Annotated in this window: 18 protein-coding genes; 9 read left to right on the forward strand and 9 right to left on the reverse strand. The window is 70.7% G+C overall.

Features of this window, described 5'->3' with window-relative positions; translation table 11 throughout:
* Window positions 1-48: 48 nt before the first annotated feature.
* The 4 genes from ACGFJ2_RS14455 to ACGFJ2_RS14470 form a co-directional block, all read right to left on the reverse strand.
* Window positions 49-2,121, reverse strand: a complete 2,073-nt coding sequence (locus ACGFJ2_RS14455) for an EAL domain-containing protein (protein ID WP_357950155.1) — start codon at window positions 2,119-2,121, stop codon at window positions 49-51.
* Between the two features lie 150 nt (window positions 2,122-2,271).
* Window positions 2,272-4,455 (reverse strand): NAD-dependent DNA ligase LigA, encoded by a 2,184-nt coding sequence (gene ligA / locus ACGFJ2_RS14460; RefSeq protein ID WP_393468095.1) that lies wholly within the window; start codon window positions 4,453-4,455, stop codon window positions 2,272-2,274.
* Window positions 4,456-4,541: 86 nt separating this feature from the next.
* Window positions 4,542-4,961 (reverse strand): hypothetical protein, encoded by a 420-nt coding sequence (locus ACGFJ2_RS14465; RefSeq protein WP_357950149.1) that lies wholly within the window; start codon window positions 4,959-4,961, stop codon window positions 4,542-4,544.
* 14 nt (window positions 4,962-4,975) lie between these two features.
* Window positions 4,976-5,968: a methionine synthase gene (locus tag ACGFJ2_RS14470; protein ID WP_357950146.1), complete on the reverse strand. Its 993-nt coding sequence runs from the start codon at window positions 5,966-5,968 to the stop codon at window positions 4,976-4,978.
* 23 nt (window positions 5,969-5,991) lie between these two features.
* On the opposite strand from ACGFJ2_RS14470, the gene ACGFJ2_RS14475 reads away from it, so the two are divergent.
* The gene (locus ACGFJ2_RS14475; RefSeq protein ID WP_393468098.1) at window positions 5,992-6,624 is read left to right on the forward strand and encodes an MBL fold metallo-hydrolase; all 633 of its coding nucleotides are present in this window, start codon (window positions 5,992-5,994) and stop codon (window positions 6,622-6,624) included.
* A 41-nt stretch (window positions 6,625-6,665) separates the two neighbouring features.
* Here the strand turns inward: ACGFJ2_RS14475 and mnmA are convergent, their stop codons facing one another.
* A complete protein-coding gene (gene mnmA, locus ACGFJ2_RS14480) occupies window positions 6,666-7,736 on the reverse strand; it encodes a tRNA 2-thiouridine(34) synthase MnmA (RefSeq protein WP_357950140.1) in 1,071 nt (356 codons plus the stop codon).
* A 79-nt stretch (window positions 7,737-7,815) separates the two neighbouring features.
* Between mnmA and ACGFJ2_RS14485 the strand changes: the two genes are divergently transcribed.
* Window positions 7,816-8,868: a DUF695 domain-containing protein gene (locus tag ACGFJ2_RS14485; protein ID WP_357950137.1), complete on the forward strand. Its 1,053-nt coding sequence runs from the start codon at window positions 7,816-7,818 to the stop codon at window positions 8,866-8,868.
* Here the strand turns inward: ACGFJ2_RS14485 and ACGFJ2_RS14490 are convergent.
* Window positions 8,865-10,028 carry a cysteine desulfurase family protein gene (locus tag ACGFJ2_RS14490; RefSeq protein WP_357950135.1) on the reverse strand — a complete coding sequence of 388 codons (1,164 nt, stop codon included), beginning with the start codon at window positions 10,026-10,028 and terminating at the stop codon, window positions 8,865-8,867. The two genes, ACGFJ2_RS14485 and ACGFJ2_RS14490, sit on opposite strands and share 4 nt — an antisense overlap.
* A 53-nt stretch (window positions 10,029-10,081) precedes the next feature.
* Here ACGFJ2_RS14490 and ACGFJ2_RS14495 point away from each other — a divergent pair, with 53 nt between their 5' ends.
* The 7 genes from ACGFJ2_RS14495 to ACGFJ2_RS14525 all read left to right on the forward strand — a co-directional run bounded on the left by ACGFJ2_RS14495 (window position 10,082) and on the right by ACGFJ2_RS14525 (window position 16,636).
* Window positions 10,082-10,588, forward strand: coding sequence for a TetR/AcrR family transcriptional regulator (locus tag ACGFJ2_RS14495; RefSeq protein ID WP_357643534.1), 507 nt, complete (start codon window positions 10,082-10,084; stop codon window positions 10,586-10,588).
* A 114-nt stretch (window positions 10,589-10,702) separates the two neighbouring features.
* Complete coding sequence (locus ACGFJ2_RS14500; RefSeq protein ID WP_358178529.1) at window positions 10,703-11,881, forward strand: MFS transporter; 1,179 nt, start codon at window positions 10,703-10,705, stop codon at window positions 11,879-11,881.
* A gap of 77 nt (window positions 11,882-11,958) precedes the next feature.
* A complete protein-coding gene (locus tag ACGFJ2_RS14505) occupies window positions 11,959-12,633 on the forward strand; it encodes a rhomboid family intramembrane serine protease (RefSeq protein WP_358178531.1) in 675 nt (224 codons plus the stop codon).
* 156 nt (window positions 12,634-12,789) lie between these two features.
* Window positions 12,790-13,689, forward strand: coding sequence for an ABC transporter ATP-binding protein (locus ACGFJ2_RS14510; RefSeq protein ID WP_357950127.1), 900 nt, complete (start codon window positions 12,790-12,792; stop codon window positions 13,687-13,689).
* Window positions 13,686-14,453, forward strand: coding sequence for a hypothetical protein (locus tag ACGFJ2_RS14515; RefSeq protein ID WP_393468104.1), 768 nt, complete (start codon window positions 13,686-13,688; stop codon window positions 14,451-14,453). The genes ACGFJ2_RS14510 and ACGFJ2_RS14515 overlap by 4 nt, the downstream gene beginning before the upstream one ends.
* Window positions 14,454-14,501: 48 nt before the next feature.
* Window positions 14,502-15,209, forward strand: a complete 708-nt coding sequence (locus tag ACGFJ2_RS14520; RefSeq protein WP_393468106.1) for a response regulator transcription factor — start codon at window positions 14,502-14,504, stop codon at window positions 15,207-15,209.
* Window positions 15,206-16,636 (forward strand): sensor histidine kinase, encoded by a 1,431-nt coding sequence (locus ACGFJ2_RS14525; RefSeq protein WP_393468109.1) that lies wholly within the window; start codon window positions 15,206-15,208, stop codon window positions 16,634-16,636. Before ACGFJ2_RS14520 ends, ACGFJ2_RS14525 begins: the two co-directional genes overlap by 4 nt.
* A gap of 18 nt (window positions 16,637-16,654) precedes the next feature.
* Here ACGFJ2_RS14525 and ACGFJ2_RS14530 read toward each other — a convergent pair whose 3' ends face one another.
* The 3 genes from ACGFJ2_RS14530 to ACGFJ2_RS14540 all read right to left on the reverse strand — a co-directional run bounded on the left by ACGFJ2_RS14530 (window position 16,655) and on the right by ACGFJ2_RS14540 (window position 19,826).
* The gene (locus ACGFJ2_RS14530) at window positions 16,655-17,608 is read right to left on the reverse strand and encodes an electron transfer flavoprotein subunit alpha/FixB family protein (RefSeq protein WP_358178537.1); all 954 of its coding nucleotides are present in this window, start codon (window positions 17,606-17,608) and stop codon (window positions 16,655-16,657) included.
* A gap of 20 nt (window positions 17,609-17,628) precedes the next feature.
* Window positions 17,629-18,408, reverse strand: coding sequence for an electron transfer flavoprotein subunit beta/FixA family protein (locus ACGFJ2_RS14535; RefSeq protein ID WP_225292104.1), 780 nt, complete (start codon window positions 18,406-18,408; stop codon window positions 17,629-17,631).
* Between the two features lie 200 nt (window positions 18,409-18,608).
* Complete coding sequence (locus ACGFJ2_RS14540) at window positions 18,609-19,826, reverse strand: serine/threonine-protein kinase (RefSeq protein ID WP_357950114.1); 1,218 nt, start codon at window positions 19,824-19,826, stop codon at window positions 18,609-18,611.
* Window positions 19,827-19,859: the final 33 nt, after the last annotated feature.

The following is a 19,859-nucleotide window of genomic DNA, read 5'->3' on the forward strand; positions in this document are numbered from 1 at the left end:
TAACCCTCGCCACAGGGGTTCCACCCTCGCGGCGGCCGCTGCGCCGGGTCACGCGGTCTGGGTGACCCCGGAGCGGTAGCCGTACTCGATCTCCGGCTGGGTCTCGATGTGTTCGCGCAGCCAGACCGTGGCCTCGGCGGGCGGCATGGGCTTGTGGAACAGCCAGCCCTGACCCATGTCGCAGCCCATCTCGGTGAGGCGGATGGCCACGTCGTCGGATTCGACGCCCTCGGCGACCGAACTCAGGCCGAGCGAGCGGACCAGGTCGACGATGGAGCGCACGATCCGGTAGTCGTCGTCGGACTCGGCGATGCGCCGTACGAACGACGCGTCGATCTTGACCTCCGACACCGCCAGCCGCTGCAGCCTGATCAGCGAGGAGTAGCCGGTGCCGAAGTCGTCGAGGGACAGCGGCACGCCGAGCACGGCCAGCGCCTTGATCGTCTCGTGCGTGTAGGCCTGGTCGCCCATCAGGATGCGCTCGGTGACCTCCAGCTGGATCGCCGACGGCGGCAGCCGGAGCTTGGCCAGCCCCGCCTCCAGCTGCTCGGGCAGGGCCGAGTCGAGCAGGTCGCGGGCGGAGATGTTGACCGAGACCTGCACCCGCAGGCCGCTGTGCCACCAGCGGGCGGCCTGTTCCAGGGCCGCCTCGATGACGTATTCGGTGAGCTGGCGCATGAGGTAGGACTGCTCGGCCAGCGGGATGAACTCCGACGGCGGGATCTGGCCGTGCACCGGGTGATGCCAGCGCAGCAGGGCCTCCATGCCGTGTACGGCGCCGGTGGCCATGCCGACCTTGGGCTGGTAGTGCAGCCTGAGCTCGCGGTTGTCCACGGCCCGCCGCAGGTCGCCGAGGAGGTTGAGCCGTTCGGGCGAGTTGCGGTCCTTGTCGGGCTGGTAGAGCTCCACGCCGGTGCGGCCCTCTTTGGCGAGGTACATGGCCACGTCGGCGCGCTGGAGCAGCAGCTCGAAGTCGGGGGCGTGGTCGGGGTAGAGCGCGATGCCGACCGAGCCGTCCAGGTCGAACGACATGCCCTCCAGGCGTACCGGCTCGGTGAGCGCCGCGCGCAGCCGGGCGGCCACCTCGCGGGCCGCGTGGGCGTCCCTGATCGAGGGCAGGAGTACGGCGAACTCGTCACCGCCCAGCCTGGCCACGACGTCGCCGGGGCGTACGGAATGGGTGAGCCGGTGGGCGACCATCTGCAGCAGCCGGTCACCGACCGGGTGGCCCATCGTGTCGTTGACCTCCTTGAACCGGTCGAGGTCGAGCAGGAACAGGCCGACCCGCTCGTCCTGGCGGGCCTCGGCGAGCGCCTCCTCGGTGCTCACGATCAGCATCTTGCGGTTGGGCAGGCCGGTCAGCTCGTCGTGCATGGCCTGGTGGTCGCGGCGCATCGACAGGGTGGCGGTGAAGTAGACCGCCGCCAGGGGCGCCACGAACAGCGGTACGAGAGTGGGCGAATGGGTCATCACGACGACGACCAGGGGCGCCAGGCCGAGCAGCGCGGCGTACACGAGGCTCTGCGGGCCGAGACTGGCCTTCAGTACGCGGGTGATCGACCGGCGCTCGTGCAGCGCCACCGCGCCGCTCACCAGCGCGGCCCTGACGGTGAAGTAGGCGATGCCGGCCAGGAAGATCGCCAGCAGGTCGGCGCCCCTGGGCACCCACGGCGCGGCCGGGCTCGGCACGATGCCGAACAGGCCGAGCACGACGGCGGCGGAGGTCAGCGCGAGCGTCGACTGGGCGATGTTGAACATCACCCGATGCCACGCCTTGCGGGTGACGATGCCGTTCATGACCACGGCCACCGCCTGCATCAGCACCGCCACGGGCAGGCCGAAGTGCAGGAGCACGGCGAAGGTGAACATGGTGGAGGGGTACGTGCCGCCGACGGCGGTCGCCGAGGAGACCATGACGGGCCTGAGCTCGCCCAGCACCACGAGCGCGGTCAGCACCCAGAACAAGGGTGTACGGGCGAGCTCCGCCAGGCCGGCCGGGTCGAGTCTGAGCATGGCCACGGCCAGCGCGGTGGAGCCGATCACGGTGATGCCAACGAGGAACGCCCACAGAGGCGTCCCGGCGCGTGGCCCTGTGTCGCGGGTGTCGGTTGGGTCAGCCATCAGTAACAGAACCCCCATTAGGTCACTATGGGAGGGTACGACCTTCACCCCACTTCGCGAAACCAACCGCGTACGTTCCGTCACTTATCCTTCGGACATATACCCCGAAATCACTCTTAGTATACCCGCCATCAACAGTGCGTATATGATCTACGGCTGGGGAGTGACGGCCACCCGCGAAGCCGCCTCCGGCCCTTCGGCGAGGAGCACCCCGAAGCCTTCGCCGTCGAGGATCGGCACGCCCAGGCTGACCGCCTTGTCGTACTTGGACCCGGCGTTGTCGCCCGCCACCAGGAACGAGGTCTTCTTCGACACCGAGCTCGCGACCTTGCCGCCCCGATCGCTGAGCGCCTCGGCGGCGGAGTCGCGGGTGAAGCCCGGCAGCGTGCCCGTCACCACGAAGGTGAGGCCCTCGAGCGTCTGCGGCCCCTTCTCGGGAGCGGGCTCGTCCTCCATGCGGACGCCCGCGGCCCGCCAGCGGGTGATGATCTCGCGATGCCAGTCGACCTCGAACCAGGCGCGGATCGTGGCGGCCACCCGCGGCCCGATGCCCTTGATGGCCGCCAGCTCTTCCTCCGAGGCCGCCATGACGGCGTCGATCGAGCGCAGGGCGGCGGCCAGGTCGCGGGCCGTGGGCGGCCCGACATGGCGGATGGACAGCGCGACCAGGACATTGGCCAGCGGCGCCTGCTTGGCCCGCGCCAACTCCTCGATGAGCTTGTGGGCGTTCTGGCTGGGCTCGCCGTTGATGTTGGAGAAGAACGAGACGACCTTCTGCTCGCCCGTCTTCGGATCGATCTTGGGCAGGCCGCTGTCCTTGTCGCGGACCACCGACTTGATCGGGATCAGCTGGTCGAGCGTCAGATCGAACAGGTCGGCCTCTGTGCGTACGACCGGTTCCTGCGGCGGCAACGGCTGGCTGAGCGCGGTCGCCGCGACGTAGCCGAGCCCGTCAATGTCGAACGCGCTGCGCCTGGCCGCGAAGAACAACCGCTCGCGGATCTGCGCGGGGCAGCCGCGGGCGTTGGGGCAGCGCAGGTCGGCGTCGCCCTCCTGCTCGTAGGCCAGCTCCGTGCCGCACTCGGGGCAGTGGGTCGGCATGACGAACGGCCGCTCGGACCCGTCACGCAGGTCGGTGACCGGGCTGAGGATCTCGGGGATGACGTCGCCCGCCTTGCGCAGCACGACGGTGTCACCGATGAGCACGCCCTTGGCGGCCACCACCGCGGCGTTGTGCAGCGTGGCGCGCTCCACCGTGGAACCGGCGACGCTGATCGGCTCCATCACACCGAACGGCGTGACGCGGCCCGTGCGGCCGACGCCCACCTGGATGTCGAGCAGCTTGGTGTTGACCTCTTCTGGCGGGTATTTGTAGGCGATCGCCCAGCGCGGCGCCCGCGAGGTGGAGCCGAGCTCGCGCTGGGTGCTGAAGTCGTCGACCTTGACCACCACGCCGTCGATCTCATAGGGCGGGTCGTGGCGGTGCACGCGGTAGTGCTCGATGAAGGCGTCGACCTCGGCGGGGCCGCCGACCACCTGGTAGAGGTCACTGACCGGCAGACCGAACTCGCGCAGCCGCTCGTAGACCTCGGACTGCGCCTTGGGCTCGGCCGCGCCCTCCCAGACGCCGACACCGTGCACGATCATGCGCAGCGGGCGCTGGGCGGAGATCCGCGGATCCTTCTGGCGCAGCGAGCCGGCCGAGGCGTTGCGCGGGTTGGCGAAGGGGGCGATCCCCTGCGCGACCAGCTGCTCGTTGAGCCGCCCGAACTCCGCGACCGGCATGTAGACCTCGCCCCGGACCTCGATCAGGCTGGGGACGTCGGCTCCCTTGAGCCGGTGGGGCACGCCCTCGATGGTGCGTACGTTGGGCGTCACGTCGTCGCCCGTCCGGCCGTCGCCCCTGGTCGCGCCGCGCTCCAGGCGGCCGTCGCGGTAGACCAGCGCGATGGCCAGCCCGTCGATCTTGAGCTCGCAGAGGTACGGGCCTGGCTCGCCCTCGGCCAGCCGCTCGGCCCGCGCCTGCCACGCGGCCATCCCGGCCGGGTCGAAGGCGTTGTCGAGGCTCTCCATCGGCGCCAGGTGGTCGACCTTGGCGAAGTCGCCGGCCACCGGCGCGCCGACCTTCTGCGTCGGCGAGTCGGGCGTCTGGAGACCCGGATGCGCCGCCTCCAGCGCGAGCAGTTCGTTGAACCACTCGTCGAACTGAGCGTCGCTGACCGTGGGCCGGTCGAGCACGTAATAGCGATAGCGGGCTTCTTCCACCAGCTCGCTCACCTCGGCGTGCCGCTCACGCGCGGCCACGGGCACGCCATCGACGCTTGGCTCGCTCACCAGGGTCTCCTTCCGTCAAACACCCTAGGCAAACGCTATCGCCGAGCACCGACAACGGGCACCTTCCACAACGCCCGAGGCGGAGGTCAGCCGCCCTGGGACCAGACGCCGTCCCATCCCGAGCACTTGCCGGTGACCTTCACGGCCGTGCCGCGGCAGACCCGGCCCTCGATCGAGAGCATGTAACCGGTCGGGAAGGAGAACGTCAGCGGCTTGGTCCCCGAGCAATTGCGGAACGTCTTGGCGCCCCTGCCACCGTCATCCTTGACCCACCGGAACTTCAGCCACGAGCACCCGCTCCGCCCGGGGAAGTCGTAAAGCTTGCCGTTCACCACGAACCCCGGCCGGTCGAGGACGACCTTGCCCTTGGCCTTGCCCGCCTTGTCGGAGGAGTAGATGGAGCCCCAGTTCCAGATCTCCGGGTTGGCGGCGGCCGCGGCCGGAGCGGCGATCGACGCGGACGCGATCAGGAGCGTGACGCCGACCGCCACAGTGCGAAAAATCATGAACGTGAGGCTACTCATCCGGCTTGCAGCCCGCTTGCCGGATCGTCACGCAGCACCTGGGCACCCTTGCGGCAGGCGGCCAGGGCGGCCCGCGCGTAGCCGGGAGAGGCTCCGGCGAGCCCGCAGGCCGGGGTCAGCACGACCTGCCCGGCCAGCTTGTCGGGCGGGAACCCGAGCCGCCGCCACAGATCCACCGCCGGCCTGGCGACGACGCCGGTATCGGGCAACCGGGTGTCGGTCCCCGGCACCACCCCGAGGAACAGCAGCAGCCCCGCCTCCAGCGCCTCCCCCACGGCGTCGTCGTCCCTGCGGCTGAGCAGGGAGGCGTCCACCGAGACGCCGCGGACACCGGCCGTACGAAGGAGGCGGAGCGGCACCGACGGCGCGCAGCAGTGCACGATCGGGTCGCCGAACAGGCGCAGCGACTCCGCCACCCGCGAGCCCTCCACGGCGGCCAGCCGCCCGAAGCCCGAGGCGGTCGGCACGGTACCCGCGAGCACGCCGGGCAGGCCGGGCTCGTCGAGCTGCAGGACGATCTCGGTGACCCCGGGCAGCCGCCGCCGCACCTCCGCGACGTGGTCGGCGACGCCTTGAGCGAGCGAGGCGGTCAGGTCGCGTACGGCTCCGGCGTCGGAGAGCATCTTGTCGCCGTACTTGAGCTCGATGGCGCCCGCCAGCGTCCACGGCCCGCAGACCTGCAGCTTGAGCGGCCCCGCGTAGTCGTGTCCGACCTCCTCCAGGCCGTCGAGATCACGCCTGAGATGGTCGACCGCCCGATGGTGGTCGCGACCGGGCCGGTCGGACAGCCGCCAGCCCGACGGCTGCACCTCCACCGGCAGGTCCACGAGCAGCGCCGCCGTCCGCCCCACCAGGTCGGCGCCCACGCCGCGGCCTGGCAACTCGGGCAGGTACGGCAGGCCGGGCAACTCACCGAATACCACTCGGAGGGCCTCGAAATGATCCTCACCCGGATGCGACCCAACCCCGGTGGCTTCGAACATCGACATGGGCCAAGCGTAGGCTCTCGAATATGAAGCTGACCAAATACGGCCACGCGTGCGTGCGGCTGGAGAAGGACGGCAACGTCCTCGTCGTCGACCCTGGCGCCTTCACCGAGGGCCCCGTCCTCGACGGTGCCGGCGCGGTGCTCATCACCCACGAGCACATGGACCACGTCGACGTCGAGCGGCTCAAGGCCGCCTCTTCCGACCTGGAGATCTGGACCTGCGAGGCGGTCGCCGCCCAGTTGACGGAGGTTCCGGGGAAGGTGCAGATCGTACGGCATGGCGACGACTTCACCGCGGCGGGGTTCGAGGTGAAGGTGTTCGGCGAGTGGCATGCCAAGAATCACCCTGACGTGCCGATCGCGCAGAATGTCGGCTTCATGCTCGATGACGAGGTCTTCTACCCCGGTGACGCGCTGACGGTGCCGGGCGTCGAGGTGCCCACCCTCCTGGTGCCGACGAACGCCCCTTGGCTGAAGCTCCTGGAGATGGTCGACTACCTGCGGACGATCCGGCCGGCCAGGGCGTTCTCCACGCATGACGGGCTGCTCAACGACATCGGCCTCAGCCTGATCGACAACTACCTGAAGCTGGAGTCCGACAAGCAGCACGCCGACATGCGGCGGCTCAAGGTCGGCGAGTCGGTCGACCTGCCCTGAGATCAGCTGAGCTGCTTTAGATCAGCCGGGCTGCTTTTAGATCAGCCGGCCGAGGCGATGGTGGCCGAGCCGATCACGGTCTCGCCCGAATAGAGCACCGCCGCCTGCCCCGCCGCGACCCCCGTGGCGGGGCGGTCGAGCGTGATGCGCAGCCCGTCGCCGACCTCCTCGAAGTGGCACCCGTAGACCTCGCCGTGGGCCCGCAGTTGCACCCTCAGCTCGCCCGGCGAGGCCGTCGAGGCCGTCGGCCCGTTCCAGACCGGCCGGCCGCAGGTGATCGAGGTGACCTCCAGCGCCGAGCGCGGCCCCACCGTGACCGTGTTGGACACCGGCTCGATCGACAGCACGTAGCGCGGCCTGCCGTCAGCGGCGGGCCGGTCGATGTGCAGGCCCTTGCGCTGGCCGATCGTGAAGCCGTGGGCGCCGTGGTGGTTGCCGACGACCTCGCCCTCCTGGTCGACGATCGGCCCTTCGGCCGAGCCGAGCCGCTTGGCCAGGAAGCCGCGGGTGTCGCCGTCGGCGATGAAGCAGATGTCGTGGCTGTCGGGCTTGTCGGCGACCGTCAGGCCGCGCCTGGCGGCCTCCTCGCGTACCTCGGCCTTGGTCGAGTCGCCCAACGGGAAGATCGCGTGGCCGAGCTGCTCGCGGGTGAGCACGCCCAGCACGTAGGACTGGTCCTTGCCCTGGTCGGCGCTCCTCGACAGCACGCCGTCGACCAGCCTGGCGTGGTGGCCGGTGGCGACCGCGTCGAAGCCCAGCGCGAGCGCCCGGTCGAGCACCGCCGAGAACTTGATCTTCTCGTTGCACCGCAGGCACGGGTTGGGCGTGCGGCCCGCCGCGTATTCGGCCACGAAGTCCTCGACCACGTCGCGCTGGAAGCGCTCGGCCATGTCCCAGATGTAGAACGGGATGCCGATCACGTCGGCGGCGCGCCGCGCGTCGCGGGAGTCCTCGACCGTACAGCAGCCCCTGGCCCCCGTACGGTGGGATTGGGGGTTGGCCGACAAGGCCAGATGCACACCAGTGACGTCGTGACCGGCCTCGGCGATCCGGGCGGCGGCCACGGCGGAGTCGACGCCGCCCGACATGGCGGCAAGCACACGCAATCCCATGACCATTCCAGCGTACTGTCCCGCCAAGCCTGCTCGGCCATCTGCACAACCGGGCTCCGCGTCTGGGAGTATTCAGGCCATGCGACTGTTCGGGCGCAAGGACGACGACGAAGAGCCCATCGAGCCGAGTGACGGCATCGCGCCGTTCTGGGCGTGGTGGGAGGAGACCAGGCCGGAGCTCGACTCGCTGGTGGCCGCCGGTGACGCCGAGCTGCTGTGGGAGAAGATCGCCCCGGCCGTGGCCGCGGTGCATCCCGGCCTGGTCTGGGAGGTGGCTCCCGGCAGGGACGCGGCGCACGCGCTGGTCGTGACCGCCGCCGGCGACGCCGAGCTGCGCTCGCTGGCGCACCGCCTGGTCAAGGGGGCGCCGCCCGCCGACCTGCTGTGGGAGTTCCATCCGTCGCGCCAGGTCAACCCGCAGGCGCTGGAGCTGACGATCGACGTGGGCGGCTTCGAGTTCGCCTTCGACAAGCTGATGCTGGGGCTGCGGGTGCCGCCCAACTCGCCGCGCGTGGACGTGGCCGCCTACCACCCGATCTTCGGCCAGCTCGACGAGGAGACCCGGCTGGAGACCACGCTGCTGGCCCTCGACTGGCTGCTGGGCGAGGACGATGTGGCCCGCTGGGTGGGCGAGATCACCCCGGCGACGTTCCAGCCGATCGACTCGGTCGCCGCCGTACACCTGCCCGCCGTGGTGGCCGACCTGGCCTCCGGCTACGAACAGGAGCAGTGGGCGCTGCTGGAGGGCCAGACGGCGGCCGGCGCGCCGCTGGTCGCCACCGCCCGCTATCCGCTGCGGCCGGTCGACTATCCGCTCTTCGACCAGCACATCGCGATCACGCTCCCGTACGCGCACCGCGACGAGAACGGGCTGCCCGTCGGGGAGTCGCTGACGGCGCTGCGCGACTTCGAGGAACGGCTGGCGGCGCGGCTGCTCAAGCTCCACGACGACGCCGTGCTGGTGGCGCATCTGAGCGCGGAGAGCCACCGGGTCATCCACATCTACGCCGACCCGACCGGCGACGCGGCGATCCACGCCAAGGAGCTGATCGTGGGCTGGGAGGAAGGGGAGCCACGGGTCGACGTGGCCACCGACCCCGCGTGGAGTGCGGTGGTGGCTTTTATCAACTAGCTCAGGCCGGCGCGGCGGGCGCGTTCGACCGCCGCCGGGAGCACTTCGATCAGCCGGTCGACGTCGTCGTGGGTCGAGGTGTGGCCGAGGGAGAACCTGAGCGAGCCCCTGGCCGCCGCCGAGTCGGCGCCCATCGCCAGGAGTACGTGGGAGGGCTGGGCCACCCCGGCCGAGCAGGCGGACCCGGTCGAGCACTCCACGCCCTTGGCGTCGAGCAGCATGAGCAGGGCGTCGCCTTCGCAGCCGGGGAAGGAGAAGTGGGCGTTTCCCGGCAGCCGGTCCGTCGGGTCGCCGTTGAGCAGCACGTCGGGGACCGCCTGCCGTACGCGCTGGATCAGTTCGTCCCGCAGCGCGGTCAGGCGGCGGCTCAGCGACTCCTGCTCCTTGACCGCGACCCGGATGGCGGTGGCGAGGCCGGCGATGGCGGGCGCGTCGAGCGTGCCTGAGCGTACGTCCCGCTCCTGGCCGCCACCGTGCATGACCGAGACCGGAGTCATCCCGCGGGCCAGCAGCAGCGCGCCCACGCCCATCGGGCCGCCGACCTTGTGGCCGGTCACCGTCAGCGCGTCGGCGCCGGAGTCGGCGAACGACACCGGCAGCTGCCCGACCGCCTGCACGGCGTCGGTGTGGAAGGGGATGCCGCTGTCGTGGGCGATGGCGGCCAGCACGTGCACCGGCTGGACCGTGCCCACCTCGTTGTTGGCCCACATGACGCTGATCATGGCGACGTCGTCGGGGTCGCGGGCGATGGCGGCGCGCAGCGTGTCGGGATGCACCCGGCCGAGCTCGTCGACCTCCAGCAGCTCGACGCGCGCGCCCTGGCTGTCGGCCAGCCAGTGGGCCGGATCGAGGGTGGCGTGGTGCTCGACCGAGCTGACCAGCACCCGCTTCCTCGGCCGGCGCGCCCAGTAGAGGCCCTTGACGGCGAGGTTGTCGGCCTCGGTGCCGCCCGAGGTGAACACCACCTCGCTCGGCCTGGCGCCCAGCGTGTCGGCGATGGTCTCGCGCGATTCTTCGACCACTCTGCGCACTCGGCGGCCGGTCGCGTGCAGCGAGGACGCGTTGCCGACCAGGCCGAGTTGCTCCGTCATGGCCTCGATCGCCTCGGGAAGCATGGGCGTGGTCGCCGCGTGATCAAGGTAGGCCGACGGTCTGCTCACCAGGAAATCGTATCCCCTTTGCCACTGTACCGTCCGGACGGTACAGTAGAAGCATGAGAAGGGACGAGCTACTGGACGCGGCAGAGGATCTCCTCTGCGACCAGGGCTCGACCGCGCTGACCCTGTCCGCGGTGGCCGATCGGGCCGGTGTGAGCAAGGGCGGCCTCCTCTATCACTTCTCCTCCAAGGAAGCCCTGATCAAGGGCATGGTGGAGCGGCTGATCGACGACTTCGACGAGCTGATGGCCGCCCAGGGCGACCCCACCTACACCGAGCGCTACCTCGCGGCGACGCTTGAGGCCGTGCGCTCCAACCGACTGCGACGATGGGCCGTGGTCACGGGGGCGTCGGGCAATCTCTTCCTGCTCGCGCCGATCCGCGAGGCCATGGCCCGCTGGCACCGCGAGGGGCTGGACGACGAACCCGACCGGGTGGCGTCCCAGATCGTCCGGCTGGCGTGTGAAGGGCTGTGGGACGTGGCGAGCCACGATCCCGGCCTCCACGCCGAGAGCGACCTGCGCGCCCTGGAGGCTCGCTGTCGCGCCCTCCTCAAACCCTAACTTCCCCTCCCCCGTTCCCCTTTCTTCGCCGCCCGCGCTCGCACTATGAGCTCCGGGCCGCGCCGCATGCCAGTTAATGAGTGATTTGCGAGGTATGTACCAATGGTTCGCGACTTGAGGATTGCCCGTTTCGGGGCAGTCCTTACCTTCGTCCTGGCCGGACTCCTGGTGGGCACGATGACCGTGCGCATCCCGGCGTTGACCGACAAGCTCGGGCTGTCCGAGTCGGCGGTCGGCCTGATCCTGCTGGCGTGGGGTGTGGGCGCGCTGATCACCATGCAGTCCATGCGCCGGGTCATGAGCCGGGCGGGCAGCAAGACCGTCCTGCGGATCGGCGGCCCGCTGACGGCGCTCGGCCTGGTGGGTGTGGCCTTCGCGCCGAACCTCCCGCTGCTGCTGGTCGCGGCCGCGTTCTTCGGCATGGCGTTCGGCATGGTGGACATCGCGATGAACGCCCAGGGGTCCACGGTCGAGCGGGCCTACGGGCGCCCACTGCTGAACGGCATGCATGCGGGTTGGTGCGTGGGCGCGATCTCGGCCGGCGCTGTGGGCAGCCTGTCGATCGCCCTGGGATTGTCGTTCACCGTGAACGTGGCGCTGGTCGGCCTGGTCTCGCTGCCGGTGATGGTCCTGCTGGGCCGTACGTACCTGCCCGAGGCCCCGGCCGTGTCGACCACCGCCAAGGCCGGTCGCCGCCTGCCCCCGATCGTCTATCTGCTCGGCGCTCTGATGTTCTTCGCGTTCATGGTGGAGGGCACGGTCGCCGACTGGAACGGGCTGTTCATGCGCGACACCCTGGGCGCGCCGGAGGCGCTGGCCGCGCTCGGCTACCCGGTCTTCGAGGTGGGCATGCTGGTCGCCAGGCTCACCGGCGACAGGCTGCGGACCCGGTTCGGGGTACGCGGCATCATGACGGCCTCCGGCGTGGCCACGGCGGGGTTCTTCGCGGTTGTCCTGGTCGCGCCCGCGCCGCTGGTGGCGGTGTTGGCGATGTTCTTCGTCGGCCTCGGTGTGGCGACGATCTCGCCGATGACGCTCTCGCTGGCCGGGACCGCCACCGACACCCCCGGCCCGGCGATCGCCCAGGCGGGGGCCATGGGCTACGCGGGACTGCTGCTCGGCCCGGTGGTGATCGGCTTCCTGACGGACGCCACGTCGCTGCGTGTCGCGCTCGGGATCGCGGTGGTGCTGGGCGTGGCGATCGCGGTGGCCGCCCGCTTCCTGCCGCGCGAGGAGCCCGCGGTGGTCACTGCCAGCCCGGCCGTCAGGGAGCCCGAACTCGCCACCGCCTGACCCTGTGACATTTGTCCTGGTTCAGCGGCTTACATTCTGCACTGCCCCGATCCGCAGATCAGTGTGAGGCTGAGCCCATGGTCAAACCAATCGTCACCGCCTCGGTCCTCGTCGTGACCGCCGTGCCGAGTGTCCTCCAGTTCTTCCTCCCCGGCCTGGAGCCCGCACTCATGCGCGACCCGGCGGCCATCCGCGCCGGGGAATGGTGGCGGCTGGGGACCTCCCTCGTCGTCCAGGACAGCGGCGTGTTCGGCACCCTGTTCAACCTGGCGTTCCTGGCGGTGCTCGGCTACCTCGCCGAGCGCTCGCTCGGGCCCGCCCGATGGCTCATCCTGTACGGCGCGGGCGCCGTGGCCGGGCAGGCGGCCGGATACCTGTTCAACGACCCGGGAGCCGGGAACTCGATCGCCTTGTGCGGCCTGGCGGCGGGCCTGGCCATCGCCTGCGAGGGGTCACTGGAGCGCTCCGTGGGCGCCTTCTACGCGGTGATGCTGGGCGCGTCCGCCCTCGCGCCCTCCAGCGGCATCTGGAGCTGGGTGGTGACGATCGCCCTCACTGCGGTCGGGTTCCAGCTGGTGACCCGCCACGAGCGGCTGCCCTTGTGGCTCTTCCCCGTCGTCCTCGCGGTCGTCGCCGTCACGGTCACCGCCCTCGCCGACCTCCACGGCGCTGCTCTGCTGGGTGGCATGATCGCGGCATGGGCTCTGAGAGGAACGTCCCGTTCGACGTATCGGCCTACATCGCTCGCGTGAAAAGCGGGCCGTGAGACGCTCGCCGAGGCGTGAGCTGGAAGTTCTCTGTGGATTCCGGCCACGCTCCATGTCGCTCCGCTGCTCGGGGGCTCGCGTTCCCAGGAATCTCACAGATCTCCCCAGAAGCCCTCCATCTGGGCGTAGGACGCTGGCCGCATGATCCAGCTCAACGGACTGACGAAACGCTACGGCGAGGTGCTCGCCGTGGACGACCTGACCTTCACCGTACGGCCCGGCCTGGTCACGGGCTTCCTCGGGCCGAACGGCGCGGGCAAATCCACCACGATGCGGATGATCGTCGGCCTCGACCTGCCCACGGCGGGTTCGGTGACGGTCAACGGGCGCGCCTACCGCGACCTGTCCCAGCCGCTGCGGGAGGTGGGGGCACTGCTGGAGGCGCAGGCCGTGCATCCGCACCGCAGCGCCTACAACCACCTGCGCTACCTTGCCCAGACCAACGGGATCCATGACCGGCGCGTCGCCGAGGTGCTCGACCTGGTCGGGCTCCGGGACGCGGCCAAGAGGAAGGCGGGGACGTTCTCCCTGGGCATGAGCCAGCGGCTCGGCATCGCCGCCGCCCTGCTCGGCGACCCGCCGGTGCTGCTGTTCGACGAGCCGGTGAACGGGCTGGACCCCGAGGGGGTCCTGTGGATCCGCACGCTGATGCGCGGCCTGGCCGCCGAAGGGCGCACGGTGCTGGTCTCCAGCCACCTGATGGGCGAGATGGCGCTGACGGCCGACCGGCTGGTGGTCATCGGCAAGGGCAAGCTCATCGCCGACGCGGACACCGCCACGTTCACCGACACCGGCGAGGGGGTGCTCGTCCGTACACCTGAGGCCGTGATGTTCACCCGGCTGCTGCTGCTGGCCGGAGCCCGGGTGCGGGCGGGCCTCGACGGCGAGCTGATCGTGACCGGCCTGACCGCGCCCGACATCGGGCGGCTGGCCGCCACCGAGGCCGTGCCCCTGTTCGAGCTCGCCCCACGCCGTACCAGCCTGGAGGAGGCCTTCATGGAGCTCACCCGTGACAGCGTCGAGTACGGAGTGCCCCGATGACCGCCGCGGGTGTGCTGCGCGCCGAATGGACCAAGTTCGCCACCATCCGCTCCACGACGGTCCTCTCCGTGGCGATCGTCGCGATCTCGACGATGTTCGGCTGGCTGTTCGGCACCGCGAGCGCCAACCAGTACGCCGCCGCCTCGGTACAGGACCGGCTGGACTTCGACCCGATGACCTCGGCCACCCGGGGCCTGTTCATCGTGCAGTTGCTGGTCGCGGGGCTGGGCGCGCTGGTGGCCTCGTCCGAGTACGGCTCGGGCACGATCCGCGCGAGCGCCGCGGCCGTGGGCCGGCGACGGCTGCTGACCGTCAAGGCCGGGATGACCGTGCTGGCCGCACTTCCGGTGAGCGTGGCGGCCGTGTGGCTGATGGTCCTGACCTGCATGGCGACGCTTTCGGCTCGCGGGGCGCCGGCCGTCTGGTTCGGCGACGCCGCCCTCGTCCGCGTCCTGACGCTCGGCCCGCTCGTGCTCACGCTGCTGGCGCTCTTCGGGCTGGCACTCGGCTTCCTGATGCGGGCCACGGCCGCCGCCGTGAACGTCAACACCGCCTTCCTGCTGCTCCCGATCTTCGCCGGGACCTCTCCCGGCTGGCTGCGCGAGGCCCTGGGCGTCTACTGGCCGAACGTGGCGGCCTTCGCGGCCGCCTCGGGCCGGGCCGACGCCGGCCTGTCCCCTTGGGTGGGGTTCGGGATCCTCGTCGGGTTCACGGCGGTCATGCTGGGTGTCGCGTTCGTACGGTTCGAGGCCCGCGATCTCTGATCCGCTCGTACGGACTCGTAGGCTCGGTCACAACAGGGAGGACAGCAGTTGGGTGAGGGCGAACGGCTGCTCGTGGTCGACGACGAACCCACCGTCAGGGAGCTGCTCTCGGCGACCCTGCGCTTCGCCGGCTTCACCGTGAGCTCGGCCGAGAGCGGTGTCCAGGCGCTGGAGTCGGCCCGAGCCGACCCGCCCGACCTGGTGCTGCTCGACGTCATGCTGCCCGACCTGGACGGCTTCGAGGTCATCCGCCGACTCAGGCTGCTGCCCCGGGGCGACGGCCGGCCGGGACCCGTGCCGGTGCTGTTCCTGACGGCCCGCGACGCCACGGCAGACAAGATCAACGGGCTGCGGCTGGGCGGCGACGACTATGTGACCAAGCCGTTCGACCTGGAGGAGCTCCTGGCCCGCATCAGCGCCATACTCCGGCGCACGGGCGCGGCTCCCGGCAACGACACGCTGCGCGTGGCCGACCTGGAGGTCGATCCCGAGGGCCACCAGGTGACCAGGGCGGGTCAGGCCGTACGGCTGTCTCCGACGGAGTTCAGGCTGCTGCTCCATCTCGTGCTCAACGCCGGGCGGGTGCTGTCCAAGGCGCAGATCCTCGAACACGTCTGGCGCTACGACTTCGCCGGGGACTCCAGCATCGTCGACACCTACGTCAGTTACCTGCGCCGCAAGATCGACACCGGTGAGACGAAGCTGATCCACACCGTGCACGGCGTCGGATACGTGCTGCGCAGGCCCAAGCGATGATCAGGCGCCTGTCCCTGCGGCTCAGGCTGCTGGCCATCACGGTGGCGCTGCTGTTCGTCGGGCTGGTGGTGATCAGTTCGGTGGTCGTGCAGCAGCTGGAATCCCAGCTTCTGACCAGAATCGACGAGAAGCTGGCGCCCATGGGCACCGCCCTGTCCGTGATCTCGCCCGAACTGGCCGATCGGCTGCGGCAGCGGCCAGTCGGCAACCCCGTGGCGCCTCTCGACCTCTCCGAGCAGGGTTACGCGGCCTACCTGTCCGCCGACGGCAAGCCCCTTCGGGAGCTGACCACCGGGGGACGCCCGGAACTGCCCCGGCTGGACTCCGCGACCGTCGCCACCCGCGCGAAGCGGCCGTTCACCGTGAGCAGCGCGGATGACACGGCATGGCGGGCGATGGCGCTGCCCAAGGCCGGACGGGACGGCTCCGCTCACGCCAGTGTCGTCGTCGCACTGTCGCTCGACGGCATGGACGCCACGATCGACCGGGTGCGGGTCGCCTGTCTCATCGCGGGTTCGGTGCTGCTGGCCGTGCTCGCTCTCGTCGGCGGCGTGGCGATCCGGGCCGGGCTCGCGCCGCTGCGGCGGGTGGAGGAGACCGCGGCGGCGATCGCGGGCGGCGACCTGACCCGGCGCGTACCGTACCTGGCCATGCCGGGGACGGAGGTCGGGCGGCTCGCGCACGCGCTGAACGGCATGCTCGCCCAGATCGAGCAGGGGTTCGCCGCCCGCGCCGAGTCCGAGGCCCGTATGCGCGGGTTCGTCGCCGACGTCAGCCACGAGCTGCGTACCCCGCTGTTCGGCATCAAGGGGTTCTCGGAGCTGTATCGCATGGGCGGCACGGACGCCGACGCGGCGCTGGCCCGCATCGAGAGCGAGTCCGGGCGTCTGGCGCGGCTGGTGGACGACCTGCTGCTGCTCGCCTTCCTTGATGAACCCACGACCGCGGGGCTCGACCTCACGCCCATGGACCTGCGTACGCTGGCCGCCGACGCGCGGCACGACTTCGCCGCGCTGGACCCGTCCAGGCCGATCGCGTTCACCGGCCCCGGCGGCGGACCGGCGGCCAGCGCCCCTGTTCTGGGCGACGAGGCCAGGCTGCGGCAGGTGGTCAGCAACCTCGTGGGCAACGCCGTCACCCATACCCCGGCCGGCTCCCCGGTCAGGATCGGCGTCGGCACCCTCGGCGACCAGGCGGTGCTGGTCATCGAGGACGAGGGGCCGGGGCTCAGCGCCGAGGAGTCGGCCCGCGTCTTCGACCGCTTCTACCGCGCCGACGGCTCACGGGCCAGGTCCACCGGTGGGGCGGGACTCGGCCTGGCCATCGTGCGCTCCATCGTCGCCGCCCACGGGGGACGCGTGGAGCTCCGCTCCGCGCCGGGGCGGGGAGCGGCCTTTCAGGTCCTGCTCCCCGCCATCGACCAGTGACTCCGGCCCCGGCAAGCGCTACTTGCGCTTGGTGACCTCTTCGGTGAGCTGCGGCACCACCTGGTGCAGGTCGCCCACGACGCCGTAGTCGGCGAGCTCGAAGATCGGCGCCTCCGGGTCCTTGTTGATCGCGACGATGGTCTTCGCGGTCTGCATCCCGGCCCGGTGCTGGATCGCGCCGGAGATGCCGGCCGCGATGTACAGCTGCGGCGACACCGTCTTGCCCGTCTGGCCCACCTGGAACTGGTGGGGGTACCAGCCCGCGTCGGTGGCGGCGCGGGAGGCGCCCACGGCCGCGCCCAGGGCGTCGGCCAGGCCCTCGATGACCGAGAAGTTCTCGGCCGAGCCGACGCCGCGGCCGCCGGAGACCACGATCGCGGCCTCGGTCAGCTCGGGGCGCGCGCCCTTCTCCTGCTTCACGCGCTCCAGGACACGGGCGGCCTTGGCGGACTCGGTCAGGGTGACCGACACCTGCTCCTCGGTGCCCGCGCCCGCGGCGGCCTCGGGGGCCGTCGAGTTGGGGCGTACGGCGACGATCGGCGTGCCCTTGCGCACCTTCGAGCGGACGTTGACGCCGCCGCCGAAGATGGACTGGTCGGCCACGAAGCCCTCGCCGAGGCCCACGGCGTCGGTGATGACGCCCGAGTCGGTCTTGACCGCGAGCCGGCCGGCGACCTCCTTGCCCTCGGTCGTGGCGGCCACCAGCACGGCGGCGGGCGACTTGTCGGCCACGAGCTGGGCGAGCAGCTCGGCCTTGGGCGCGACGACGTAGTCGACGATCTCGTCGGCTCCGGCGACGTAGATCTTCTCGGCACCGTATTCGGCGAGCCTGGCCTTGGCCGCGTCGGTGATGCCGGGTCCGGCCCAGACGGCGGCCGGTGTGCCGAGCGAGCGGGCCAGGGTCAGCAGTTCGAGTGTGACCTTCTTGACCTCGCCGTCGACGTGCTCGACGAGAACGAGAATCTCCGACATATCAGCTGTCTCTCCCGTGCTCAGATGAACTTCTTGGACGCGAGGAAGTCGGCGGCCTTCGAGCCTCCGTCGCCCTCGTCCTTGACGATCGTGCCGGCCGCGCGCGGCGGGGCCGCGGCGAACTCGACGACCTCGGACCAGGCCGCGTCCAGGCCGACCTGGTCGGCCGCGATCTCCGCGTCGGCGATGGCCAGCGTCTCCACCGGCTTCTTCTTGGCCGCCATGATGCCCTTGAAGGACGGGTAGCGGGGGTCGTTGATCTTCTCCACCACGGACACGACGGCGGGCAACTGGGCCGCGACCTTGTCGAACCCGTAGTCGGTGATCCGCTGGATCACGATCTCGGAGCCCTCGATGTCGACCTTCTTGGCGAGGGTGAGCTGGGGTGCGCCCAGGCGCTCGGCCAGCATCGCGGCCAGCACGCCCGTACGCGCGTCGGTGGACTCCGAACCCAGGATGACCAGGTCGAAACCGATCTTCTTGAGCACCTGCGCCATCGCATAGGAGGTCGACAGGGCGTCGGAGCCGTGCAGCGCGTCATCCGTCAAGTGGACGGCCTTGTCCGCGCCCATGGCCAGGGCCTTGCGGATGGTCTCGGTGGCCCGGCCCGGTCCCATGGTGAGAACGGTCACCTCACCGCCGTGGGCTTCCTTGAGCTTCAGGGCCTCCTCGACCGCATACTCGTCAAGCTCGTTCACCACGCCGTCGACGGCGTCACGGTCGAGCGTCTTGTCATCGGACCGGAGCTTGCGCTCGGTCGCCGTGTCGGGGACCTGCTTCACGCAGACGACGATGTTCATGGCCGGTGGCCGACCTCCCGTGTTCGCGTGCGCCGACGCTCGGCGCCTGATGCTTGCTGACAGACTGCCAGGTGTCCCATGGGGGCCGTGACAGCGGGTGCTCTCGCGGCCATGTTACCCATGAGTAGCTTAGGCGCAAGCAAGCAAGGCTTACGACAAAGCACCCACCACCCTACCGAACTTTATTCCGTTGCCTGAGTTCAGGCCGACATCAGGAAGACGACCCCGACAACCAGCGCCGTACCGGCGAACAGTGCGAGTGTGAACGTACTGAAGACCGTGCTCAGCCCCAGGCAGAGCCCCGCGGCGCCGAGCATCCCGGCGAAATCGAAGATGATCCGGCTCATCCGGAAGCGGCCGCGCCTGAACAGCGCCACCCCCGCGTCGGCCACCGCCACCAGCGCGTACGCGGCCAGCAGGAACAGCGTCACCTCCGGCAGCGGCTCCCGCGCGGCGGCGGCCAGCAGCGCCACAAACAGCCCGGAGCCGATCAGCCAGCGCCTGCGTACCTTCTCTCGATGCCTGGCCCTGGACTCCTCGACCGACGGACGGCCCCGCTCCTGGCCCGGCCGCCACTCCCGGGTCTCCAGGTCGTGCGCCTCACCGGGCCGGGGGCGCAGGGCCGTGGCGGGCGGGCGGATGGCGTAATGGACGGCCTCGACGCCGAGCCTGGCGCAGATCTGCGCGGCCGTCGGCCGCGCGAGCGGGTCGGTGGCCAGGCACTCGCGCAGCAGCGGGCTCAGCCAGTCGGGGACCCCCTCCAGGTCGGCGTCGTGGTGCACGACGCGGTAGGCGACCGCCGAGGCCGGTCCCTGCCCGTACGGCTGCCGCCCCGTGGCCGCGTAGGCCAGCGTGGCCCCGAACGAGAACACGTCGGCCGCCATCCCCGACTCCTTGCCCTCCAGCACCTCGGGCGCCAGATAGCCGGGCGTGCCCACCACGGCCCCCGAGGCCGTGACCGAGAGGGAGTCGAGCGCGCTGGCGATGCCGAAGTCGATGACCACCGGCTCACCTTCGGCCATCATCACGTTGGCCGGTTTCAGATCCCGATGCACGACGCCCGCCTCGTGCATGGCCAGCAACGCGTCGGCCAGTCCGGCGGCCAGCTGCCGGAGCTCGGCCACCGGCGTGGGGACCGCGCTGAGCGGCCTGCCCTGGACGTAACGGGTCACCAGATAGGGCTTGTCGACGTCGAGCGAGGCGTCCAGCACCTCGGCCACGTGCGGCCCGCCCACTAACCGCATCGTCTCCACCTCGCGCGCCAGCCGGGTCAGCGCGCCGCTGCCGGCCGTCACGTGCGGGTGCAGGACCTTGACCGCCACCGTACGGCCCTCGGGGTCGAGCGCCAGGTGCACCTCACCGAACCCGCCCGCCCCGAGCCGGGAGAGTAACTGATACGGGCCCAGCCGCTCACTCATACCCCTTTTCTCCCCCCGGAGCGGGCCAAGACA

It is taken from the genome of Nonomuraea sp. NPDC049028 (genome assembly GCF_043197735.1).
Lineage (GTDB): Bacteria > Actinomycetota > Actinomycetes > Streptosporangiales > Streptosporangiaceae > Nonomuraea.

Excerpts from the sequence above, each read along its gene's own strand:
- ACGFJ2_RS14485 (WP_357950137.1), top strand. The coding sequence starts at position 7,816 with ATGCGACTGTTCGGGCGCAAGGACGACGACGAAGAGCCCATCGAGCCG.
- ACGFJ2_RS14505 (WP_358178531.1), top strand. The coding sequence starts at position 11,959 with ATGGTCAAACCAATCGTCACCGCCTCGGTCCTCGTCGTGACCGCCGTG.
- ACGFJ2_RS14515 (WP_393468104.1), top strand. The coding sequence starts at position 13,686 with ATGACCGCCGCGGGTGTGCTGCGCGCCGAATGGACCAAGTTCGCCACC.
- ACGFJ2_RS14465 (WP_357950149.1), bottom strand. The coding sequence starts at position 4,961 with ATGATTTTTCGCACTGTGGCGGTCGGCGTCACGCTCCTGATCGCGTCC.
- ACGFJ2_RS14540 (WP_357950114.1), bottom strand. The coding sequence starts at position 19,826 with ATGAGTGAGCGGCTGGGCCCGTATCAGTTACTCTCCCGGCTCGGGGCG.
- ACGFJ2_RS14455 (WP_357950155.1), bottom strand. The coding sequence starts at position 2,121 with ATGGCTGACCCAACCGACACCCGCGACACAGGGCCACGCGCCGGGACG.
- ACGFJ2_RS14475 (WP_393468098.1), top strand. The coding sequence starts at position 5,992 with ATGAAGCTGACCAAATACGGCCACGCGTGCGTGCGGCTGGAGAAGGAC.
- ACGFJ2_RS14525 (WP_393468109.1), top strand. The coding sequence starts at position 15,206 with ATGATCAGGCGCCTGTCCCTGCGGCTCAGGCTGCTGGCCATCACGGTG.
- ACGFJ2_RS14530 (WP_358178537.1), bottom strand. The coding sequence starts at position 17,608 with ATGTCGGAGATTCTCGTTCTCGTCGAGCACGTCGACGGCGAGGTCAAG.
- ACGFJ2_RS14470 (WP_357950146.1), bottom strand. The coding sequence starts at position 5,968 with ATGTCGATGTTCGAAGCCACCGGGGTTGGGTCGCATCCGGGTGAGGAT.
- mnmA (WP_357950140.1), bottom strand. The coding sequence starts at position 7,736 with ATGGGATTGCGTGTGCTTGCCGCCATGTCGGGCGGCGTCGACTCCGCC.
- ACGFJ2_RS14510 (WP_357950127.1), top strand. The coding sequence starts at position 12,790 with ATGATCCAGCTCAACGGACTGACGAAACGCTACGGCGAGGTGCTCGCC.
- ACGFJ2_RS14535 (WP_225292104.1), bottom strand. The coding sequence starts at position 18,408 with ATGAACATCGTCGTCTGCGTGAAGCAGGTCCCCGACACGGCGACCGAG.
- ACGFJ2_RS14495 (WP_357643534.1), top strand. The coding sequence starts at position 10,082 with ATGAGAAGGGACGAGCTACTGGACGCGGCAGAGGATCTCCTCTGCGAC.